General features: G+C 37.7%; 5 protein-coding genes. All 5 read left to right on the top strand.

The features are described 5' to 3' along the window. Window positions 1–585 precede the first annotated feature (585 nt). Window positions 586–2,844 (top strand): hypothetical protein, encoded by a 2,259-nt coding sequence (locus ABU165_RS06170; protein WP_318059781.1) that lies wholly within the window; start codon window positions 586–588, stop codon window positions 2,842–2,844. 62 nt (window positions 2,845–2,906) lie between these two features. Beyond that, window positions 2,907–4,913 carry a ligand-binding sensor domain-containing protein gene (locus ABU165_RS06175; RefSeq protein ID WP_318059782.1) on the top strand — a complete coding sequence of 669 codons (2,007 nt, stop codon included), beginning with the start codon at window positions 2,907–2,909 and terminating at the stop codon, window positions 4,911–4,913. Between the two features lie 326 nt (window positions 4,914–5,239). After that, the gene (locus ABU165_RS06180; RefSeq protein ID WP_318059783.1) at window positions 5,240–7,822 is read left to right on the top strand and encodes an Ig-like domain-containing protein; all 2,583 of its coding nucleotides are present in this window, start codon (window positions 5,240–5,242) and stop codon (window positions 7,820–7,822) included. A 184-nt stretch (window positions 7,823–8,006) separates the two neighbouring features. Then, on the top strand, window positions 8,007–8,492 hold the full coding sequence (locus ABU165_RS06185) for a tetratricopeptide repeat protein (protein WP_318059784.1): 486 nt from the start codon (window positions 8,007–8,009) through the stop codon (window positions 8,490–8,492). A 4-nt stretch (window positions 8,493–8,496) separates the two neighbouring features. Continuing rightward, window positions 8,497–10,062, top strand: coding sequence for an O-antigen ligase family protein (locus ABU165_RS06190; RefSeq protein ID WP_318059785.1), 1,566 nt, complete (start codon window positions 8,497–8,499; stop codon window positions 10,060–10,062). Window positions 10,063–10,066: the final 4 nt, after the last annotated feature.

Raw genomic sequence — 10,066 nt, forward strand, 5'->3', positions numbered from 1 at the left:
ATATATGTATAAATGTAATTTTACAATGGATAGGAACAATGTACCACCCTTAAAAAGAAAAAAAGCCGCCATAAATTGGCAGCTCTTTCCCCGCGCTGAAGCAGAAGGTTAGTACGCAGTACTAAATACAAGTTTAAAGAAAGCAGCATCCTTTTTGGAAGGAAAGTACCTTCTTAAGAATAGTTTACCAAATTTAGAAGGAAAGTACATGAAAAATTTTCCGATATACCCATTTTTTTATTTTATTAAGGTATAATTGGAAAAAAGGTGAATAGAATAGCAGGGTGTGATTTTACCAGAATCAAAAGTAAATTTATTACAAATTTATTAAAAAGTGCATTTTTCAGCAGAAAATTGTAGAAATTTAGTAAGATATGTATTAATATTGAAAAGAAGACCATTGGTGGCAAATTAATCCCGTCTTACCAAAAAAATAATTAGTTGGAAACTATTGCAATTAATTTAGCTCTCTAGTATACTTTTTTACTAGTTAGGTAAGCGGTGAATAAATAGGTATAAACAACCATGGTATTCATTGCTACAAAATAAAAAAGCACTACATAGCTGAAGGGAGAATACAAGTTTATGAAGAAGAAAGCAATCAAACTCGCTACTTCTACAGCAATCGCCGCTACAGCATTCGTAGCAGCGGCTCCAGCTAACCAAGCTGATGCAGCTGTAAACGTAGAAGCATTAGTAAAAGACGCTGAAAATGCAGCAGGTGCTCTTAAATGGGCAATCTCAGTTGAGGGTACTGCTGATGGAGCAAACGCTCCTTGGGCACTTTACAACTTAACTAAAGATGCAACTACAAAAGCTAAAGCAGCTGTTGCTAAAACAAGCGGTAAAGATAAAGTACTTTATGAAGCTCGTTTACAAGCTGCAGATGTTCAAATCTCTCGTGCGATGGCATACATTGACGGGATCACTGCTGGAAAGAAAATTGAGGCAGGAACTGCAGCGTTGAAAGCAGCAATTGCTTCTAAAGACCTTGATAAAGTAGAAGCAAACTACCATGCTCTTACTAAAGAAGTTCGTAAGCAAGCTGAGTTACTATATCGTGTGTATGGTCAATCAACTCGTGCGCTTATCCTTGATCAAACTAAAAAACCTGCAGAAGATGCAGTTAAATCTGTACAAGTAGACGTTACTGTTCACATGCACTTAGCTGATGCAGCTGCAGCAGTTAAAGCTGGCGACTACAAAAAAGCTGGTGAGCATGTAGAAAAAGCTAATGCTTGGATGAACCAAGTTAGCGCGACTTTCAAAGATCAACTTACTAAAGACAGAAACGATGTAGTGGCTTCTTTACCACTTGCACCAGTATCTGTTTCTCGTGTTAACAACACAACTGTAACTGTAAACTTCAACAAAGCTGTTGACGCTGTTTCAATTGCACACTTTGCTTTTGATAACGGTCTTACTGTTACTGATGCAAAATTATCATCAGATGCAAAGACAGTTACACTAACAACAACTACTCAAGCAGCTGGAAAAACTTACACACTGTCTTACAAAGGTGCAAAAACAAGTGTAGCTTTCTCTACACCTGCTAACCCAGCTGACAATTCTTTAGTAATTGACAACAATTCTGAAGTATACTTAAAGGCTGACGGCAGCCGTGTGTTCACTGCTACATTCAAAAACGCTGATAACTCTGCATACAGAGGTGTAGTAAACCTTACTACAACAGGTGATGTGGCAATTGTGGCTGTTAACGGAGTTAACGTAACTGCAAGGACTACTGCAACTGCAGTACCTAACGCTGACGGTAAAGTTACTGTTAAGATTGCTAAGAGTGCTGGAGCAACAGCTTCTGATGCAGTTGGAACATTAACATTTGAAAACGAAACAACTGGAAAAGAAGTTAAAACAGGCAAAACTCACTTTGTAACTGAGGCGTCAAATACAAGTACTGCAACTGGCAGCACTGAAGTAACTGTTAATTATGTAGATAAAGCAGGCAAGTTCTTTATTGGAACTGTTGCTTCTGGATCTCCTCAATGGTATTCATACGATACTAACGATACAGTACTTGATAATGGTACACCAGTTAGCCTTGCTGACTTTGAAGCAGCATTAGCAGAAGGTAACAAAGTAAGAGTAAACTACCAAAACAATGGTGGATCAAGCAAGATTTCTGACTTTAATGTAATCTTTAAGAAGACTCTTTCTGACTTAACTGTAACTAATCCAAATCGCGATACAACAGCTGCAGATCCTTTCCGTGTAGCTCCAGACGAGCAATTTGTTTTAGCTGGTAAAGGTCAAGCAGGATACACTGCTCATATTTACCGCTACGATGGCACTAACTATGTACTTCATAGTTCAACACCAGTTGATGGTGCTGGAAACTATTCTACTCAAGTAAACCTTGATAAGAATGCTCTTAACCAATTTGGAGTACTTCAGTTGCCAACTGGAGTCCAAGCTCCTGGAACAACATCTTCAGTTAGCGAAGTAGTTTATGTTAAAGAAGGTGCGTTTGAAGTAACAACTGTAACTTCAACTAACCTAGTTAACGTTGGAGCACAAGTTTCATTCACATTCACTACTGGTGATACAGCTACATTTGAAAATGGCGATACATTAACATTTGTAGATAACCAAGGCGTTGAGGCTACTTACACTGTTGGAACTGCAACTGCTGATACAAAAGTAGTAACAGGTACTAACAAAACTAACCGTGTAACAGTTACTCTTGGCCAACCAGTTTACTCTAACCTTTCAGCTGTGAATAACTCATTCAATCATGCTGGACCGGTTTACCTGAAGTCTGTAAACGGTGTGAACAACCAAGATAACCTGCTTGCGAAAATCCCAAGCTTAATTCGAGTACAATAAGACTGCTGTTTTAGGAGAAGCTGCGAATAGCAGCTTCTCTTTTTATTTTGAGGGGGGAAAAGATGTTAATTAGAAACTTACTGGCGGCAGGAATGGCCCTAGTGTTTATGGGCAATGTGGATGTAAAAGCACAAGGGAGTAATCAAGATATAGATGAATTTACCCCAATAGATAACATAGGACCAAAGGTTTTCCAAACATCAGCACTAACGGCCACCTCTGGAACTGACAATCTTGGAAATGACTACATGTACTTCATCATGCACGGCACACCTTCAGCCTTGGCAGTTGTCGACCTAAACACAAACCAAACTGTAGACGTCTTCACTTTGTCGAATTCTACAAGCGCATGGGGTTTAGATGTTGACGAAAAGGGTATAGTATGGGTTGGCGGTACAACGAATGGAAATGTGTATAGCTATGATCCGAATACAAAAGAGTTTGTAGATCACGGGAATAAGCTAACAAACCCGAAGGACACAGCTATTCAGGATATTGATGCAGCCAATGGAAAGATATTTGGTTCAACTGCTTATGGCGGATCTGTCTTTTTATATGAACCAGAGACTGAAGTCTTAAATAACTTCGGTCAGATTATGAATAAGAAAGAATTTGCGAAATCCCTTATCTATGATGAAGAAAATGATTCTCTATATATAGGTGTTGGTTCAAAGGCAGAGCTTGTGAAGTATGATCTTCAAACGAAAAAGAAGACCGCTTTTCTTCCGAGTGAGTACCAGGATGATAAGTACATAAGAGACTTGAAGGTCCAGGATAATTATTTGTTTGCCCGAATGGATCCATCGAATAGGTTAATCATTTTTGACAAAAGTACATTGGAAAAGATTGATGAGTTGGAGCTTAACTCCAGAACTGTCTCAAATATTCTGGAGGATGAGATTTACTTTTCAAAAGACAATTCATTCTTTAAATACAACCTGTTGACCAAAGAGACAACAGATCTCCAAGTTCCATTGTTAAAAGGCACGGAGCTGCTCAATCTGGATTTTGTTGAATTGAATGATCAAGAGTTATATCCTGGTTTGACACTGGTTGGCCAGATAGATAATGCAGGCAATATGTTCAGATACAATATTCAAACAGGCTATTATGAGATTACAAAGCTTGATCTCCCAGCCCAGCCAGTCACTCTGTATACGATGCTGGCTGATGAGAAGAAAGAAAATATCTTCATAAATGGCTATATGTCCGGCGGGCTGGCCATTTATAACACGAAAGATAATACGTCAAAGCTTTTCCAAAACATTAGCCAAATTGAATCTATGTCTTTGATGGGAGATAAGCTATATATTGGTGCATATCCAAACGCTCGTGTATTGGAGCTTGATCTAACAAAGCCATGGTCTGTTACAAACCCTCGGGAAATGATGAGGCTCGGCAACTTTGGTCAATCAAGATCTACAGCCATAATGGCTATGCCAAAGCTGAATAAAGTATTTGTGGGTACTTATCCAGAGACAAGTATTGGCGGCGGTGCTCTAGCAGTATACGACTTAAAAGAAAATAAATATGAAGTGCATGAAAATTATATCTATAATCAGAGTTTGGTTTCATTTACCAACCACAATGGCTATGTATACGGAGGCACATCTATCCACGCCAACTATAAAGTGAATGATCGCGGAGCAAGATTTTTCCGCTTCCGTCCAGAAAGTCCAGAACAACCTGAATACATTCATCTCCCAATGAGTGCTAGTATGATTACAAGTTTGATGGTTGATAAGAATAATGTGATCTGGGGAATGGCGGATGGAACCTTGTTTTCATACAACCCTGACACAAAAGAGATAAAGACACAGCAAATACTTAACCTCATTTCCGGCCGATTCCATAACGGTAATATTATTGAAGGTTTGGACGGTAATATTTATGGGACTGTCGAAGGAAAGCTCTTCAAAGCGAATCCTAAAACTCTATACTATGAAATTTTAAAAGAGGACGGAGCTTATGATCTAGTCCAAAATTACAACGGCGACCTATATTTCCGCAATCAGGCAGACCTCTGGAAGTATTCTTTAAACGAAGCGGAAAAGGAAAAGGACAAATAGAATATTGCCAACAATAAAATTCCTTCATAAAAAACCCAGAAATTTTTCTTCTGGGTTTTTTACTATATTAATAGAAGAAACTTGATTATAGTATGTATTATATTTCCTGTATATCCAAATAAATATATCATTGGAAAGAATTTATCATTTATCTAAATACTATAATGATTTACCATATTCTATGGAGAGGGAATGCTAGATATTACCTCGACTTCTATTAAACTGTTAAAAGTTTAGAAACTTTATCCTAGGTATCTAGATTAAGGGTCTGCTTTTAATAACAACTGGTCAATTTTACACACTAACTTTATTAGGGGGCTTTTTCCGTGAATAAGAAAAACGCAATCAAGGTATTAAGCGCAACAGCTGTTGCAGCTACAGCATTTGTAGCAACTTCACCAGCCGACGCATCTGTTCAAACTGATGCTCAAAAATTAGTTAACGAAGCTAAGAATGCTGGTACAGTATTAAAGTGGGCTATCTCAACTGAAGGTTCAGCTGATGGCACAACTCGCCCATGGGCACAATACAATGCTGCTAAAGCTGCTCGAGACAAAGCGGTTGCTGCTGTAAATAAGTTGCCTGCATCTCAAAAAGCTGGCTACCTGGCTGACCTTGAAGCAAACGTGAACCTACATATCACTCGTGCTATGTACTATATCGATGCAATCACAGCCGGCGAAAAGATTAAAGCAAAGCAAGACGTTCTTTCTGCTCAAATCGCTAAAGGCGCTATCAACGATACAACTGAAACTGCATACCACGAGCTTTCAAAAGAAATCCGCAAACAAGGTGTGCTTCTGGACCGCGTATACGGTAAATCAACTCGCGATGAAATCCGCGGACAATACAAGCAAGCTGCAGAAGCGGTTCGCGACAGCGCTCTTTATGCTGTAACAGTAAAAATGGAATTAGACCTTGCTGGTGAGGCTCTTGAGTCTAACAATATGGCGGAAGTTGAGAAACACTTAGCGGAAGCAAATAAATACATCAGCCAAGTTCAAAATGCAACTATGAAAGCGACACTTACAAAATCAATTGGAGAAGTAGAAGCGCAACTAACTCCAGTTGTTAAAGCTGTAAGTGCTTTAAATGCTAAAGAAGTATCAATTACATTCAACAAAGAAATCAAAGCTGATTCTGTAATAACTGCTTCTACAAAGGTATTAAAGAATATTACAGTTTCTGGCCCAAACAGCCCAACTTTCACTGCTGAATTAAGCTCAGACAAAAAGACTGTTGTTCTTACAGCTAACACTGGCTTGAACGGTGAATACACAGTAAACATAAATAAAGAAGCAGTGGAGACTACTAACGGAGATTTTGTACAATCATATATCTCTAAGTTTAATGTTAATGATACTACTGCTCCGTCCATTGCAGGTGCAGAAAGAGTAAGCCCTACAATTTCTAAAGTTAACTTCTCAGAACCAATTTCAAATGCAGGAACTGTTTCCTTTAAATATACTGATGGTTCTGCAGTAGTTGGAGCAAGCTTCAATTTAGACGCTTCTGGTAAATTTGGAACTGTTGACCTCTCTGCTAATACAGTTGAGACAAACAAAGCAATTGTTGTTCAGTTTATTGGTGCAATGGACTATGCTAATAACCTGTTAACGCCAAACCCTGCTACAGTGGCAGTACAAAAAGGTGAGAAAGATGGAGTAGCACCAACAGTATCTGCATTAAATGTTGTGGCTCCAAATAAAGTTGAAGTGAAATTCAGCGAAGAAGTGACTGGATTCACTACTAGTGATGTAACGGGTGTTGCAGTTTCAGAAATCACAAAAAGTGAAACAGACCCTACAAAATATGTATTAACATTAAGTGCTCCACAAAATGGTGTTAAAACAGTTGGTTTAGTGGCGGGTGCTGTTACTGACCTAAGCGGAGAAACTAGTGCTGCATATTCTAAATTAGTGGAATTTAAAGCTGATGCAGTGGCTCCAGTCTTAGCTTCTGCACAAGTAACAAAAGACGCTAAAGACGGAAAAGAATATTTAGTTCTTGCCTTTGATAAAGCTGTTACACTTAAGGATACAAATGGTTTCACACTAACTGGAAGCAGTGTTAAAGACTATGTAACTAACAATAGTGCGTCTGTTACGGTTGAAGCTAATGAATTAGTTGCTGTTGAAGGTTCTTCGAATTCCTTTAAAGTAGCTCTAGCTGATCTTAACCTGGTAGAGGGAACTGCGTACACGCTTAACCTTCCAAGTGGATTAGTTCAAAATGTTTCTGCTGTTGAAAATGCTGCAAAAACAGGAGCAATTAAATTTACACGCGGAACAGATTCAGTAGTTGGAAATGTATCTCCTCAAGCTGTTAACACATTTGCAAAAGGTACTGGAAACAGCCAAGTTTTAGTAACGTTTAATCAAGAGGTTGACGGTGCAACTGCAACAAATCCTGCAAACTACACTATTGATGGAGCTGTTGTTGAAAAAGCAGAAATCTTAGATCCAGCGAAAAAGATCGTTACTTTAACTCTTAAATCTGACTCTGTAACTTTCACAGGTCTTCGCAACTATTCAGTTTCTGGTGTTAAAACAGCATTAGGCGGTATTCTTGAAAATACAGCAAGGGGAACTATTAACCTGACTGAAAATGTTGCTCCAACTGTAACTTCTGCAGTAGTAACTAGCCCTGATACTATTAAGCTTACATTCAGTGAAGCTGTAAGAGATGGAAGCACTCCGGGAAGTGACTTCGAAATTTTCCAAGGTACTTCTACTACTCCTTTAGCAGAAGCATTAACAGGTGAAGTTATTAACGGTAATGAAGTAACTATCACATTATCAGAAAGCCTATCTTCTTTATCTGGTCTTTCTGTTAAAGCATCAAACACAATCGATATTGTTGATGTAAACGGAAATGCTACAACATTCAAGCAGATTTCTATCCAGTAATAATGGATAAAGAAAGATCGACCGGGGATTTTATCCCCGGTCTTTTTAAATGCCCTTATTTTAATATAATTATTGGTAAATATTATATAATTACAAATCTGGTAACTTCTATTGATAATATAAACATTTTCCAATAAAATTAGTAAGAGTAATATTTGTAGAATTTTGGTTAAAGGAGTCTAATATGAAAGATAAATATCGAAAATTTGTGCTATTAGGCTTAGTTGCACTTGTGGGAGCAGGGACTATATATACATATATTGCTGGGGAAAATCAGGATAAAAGGTATATAGAGGATTTTCAGCAGTATCAAGTAGCGCTAGGTGAAATGCAAGAGGACCAAATAGGTAACGCAAAGGAAAAAATGTTACACCTGCATAATAAATACCATGACCAGGCTAATATAACAAGAAATCTTGGGTTAATTTATGCTATGGAAGGTGATTTTGAGAAAGCAGCTCTTTATTATCAAAAGGCAGTTGATCAGATGCCATTTATTGTACAAGATCCACTTTTCTCGCTTCAATTTGGAGAAATGTTGTTTTATAAAGGTGAGTTGGGTATTTCTCAGCAGTATATCGAGCACGGAAAAGCTGTGGGGCTGCCAGATGAATATGTGCAAAGGGCAGATGAATTATTAGCACAAATAGAAACAGAACAGCAAAGGTGATTATATGTCAAAACTTGATGAGATATTTGGTGAAAAGATAAAAGAAAGAGTATCTAATCGGAAGGAAGAAGTGCAGTTATCTGAAGACCAGCTTGAGATGAAAAAAGCGGATAGCATATTAGTTTGGGGATTATTGCTAATTTTATTAGTTGTCCCATTAATAGCAAGAGTCCATTTTTCTGAATTTGCAAGCCCGTTGGTTACTGGAACTTCCCTTGATACCGGAATGAAAAGCGATATATTTACTTTTTATAAGTTTGTCGTTCTTCTAATCGGAACAATAGGGTTAGCGATAGTTTTCCTATATAAAGTAGTGATTTTGGGATACATGATTCCAAAATCTAAAATTAACCTGCTGACTGGAATACTTGCAGTATTGATTGTTCTTTCAGCAGTTTTCGCCCCAAATAAGAGTTTAGCGCTATTTGGAATGTACAATCGTCACGAAGGTACTCTAACTTACTTATGCTATATTACCCTCTTTTTTATCGCTTCAAACATAACATTAAGCTCTAAGAATATTAAATGGTTTATTTATGTTTTGTATCCATTTGTATTGATCAATACTACCTTAGGGTTGCTTGGATTCTATGGCTTTGATATTTTGAAGACTGACTTTGGTAAGAATCTGTTGTTTTCAAATATGCCCGAAGGCTCACATATAAATGAAGGTTCGAAGTTGATTTCCACTATTAATCATGGAAACTACGTAAGCGGAGTTTCCGCTGTTATTATTGGCCTACTCTTGACCTGGTCTTTATTGGACAAAAACAGACTACGAAGCTTGATAAATCTACTATTCTCATTGGCAGCTTTTTCTATGCTGCTGGCTTCATTATCGAGCAGTGGGTTTGTAACCTTATTAGCAGTTTCACCTTTAATCATATTACTTATTATTAAATCAAAAAACAAAAAACAATTTATCATAGTCGGTATGAGTTTTGTGCTCTTAAGCGGCCTTATCTTGTCCTTAATGAGCAGTCATAATTCTAAAGTATGGGACGAAAGCATAGGTTTTTTTGTCTCTAACAATCCGTTTGATGACAATAAAGATGTTGGTTTAACCGGCCAATTTACACATCATGTGTATGCCGCAGAGAAAGTTGAATATAATTTTCCGGAATTACCAGAGTCCGGAGTAGGAGCAGGCTCTGGACGTCTATACATTTGGGGTAAAGCGTGGGATCTAATTAAAGAACGTCCATTATTAGGTTATGGATTAGATACTTTCACGTATCATTTTCCTCAGAATGATCCTGGTAAGCATGCGAATATTGAGACTTATACAGTGGTAGTTGATAAGCCGCATAATGCATATGTAGGAATAGCATTCGGCTGCGGTATTCCTGCTTTAATAATACTCTGCATACTTCTATTTGTGGTTTTAAAACATTTATTTTTTTTGGTCATTAATAATTATAAAATTGGCTCCGTGCTACTGATATTCATGCTGGCTTGGGCAACACAATATTTGTTTAATGATTCCTTATTAGGAATTAACATTATTTTTTGGATACATGCTGGTCTATCCTTTTCCTATGTTAATAGGGATAGGGCTGCACGCAATTGAGTAA

This window comes from Cytobacillus sp. T106, assembly GCF_040492155.1.
Taxonomy (GTDB): Bacteria; Bacillota; Bacilli; order Bacillales; family Cytobacillaceae; genus Bacillus_AB; species Bacillus_AB infantis.

Coding starts and splice junctions, on each gene's coding strand:
- ABU165_RS06170 (WP_318059781.1), top strand. CDS start 586: ATGAAGAAGAAAGCAATCAAACTCGCTACTTCTACAGCAATCGCCGCT.
- ABU165_RS06175 (WP_318059782.1), top strand. CDS start 2,907: ATGTTAATTAGAAACTTACTGGCGGCAGGAATGGCCCTAGTGTTTATG.
- ABU165_RS06185 (WP_318059784.1), top strand. CDS start 8,007: ATGAAAGATAAATATCGAAAATTTGTGCTATTAGGCTTAGTTGCACTT.
- ABU165_RS06190 (WP_318059785.1), top strand. CDS start 8,497: ATGTCAAAACTTGATGAGATATTTGGTGAAAAGATAAAAGAAAGAGTA.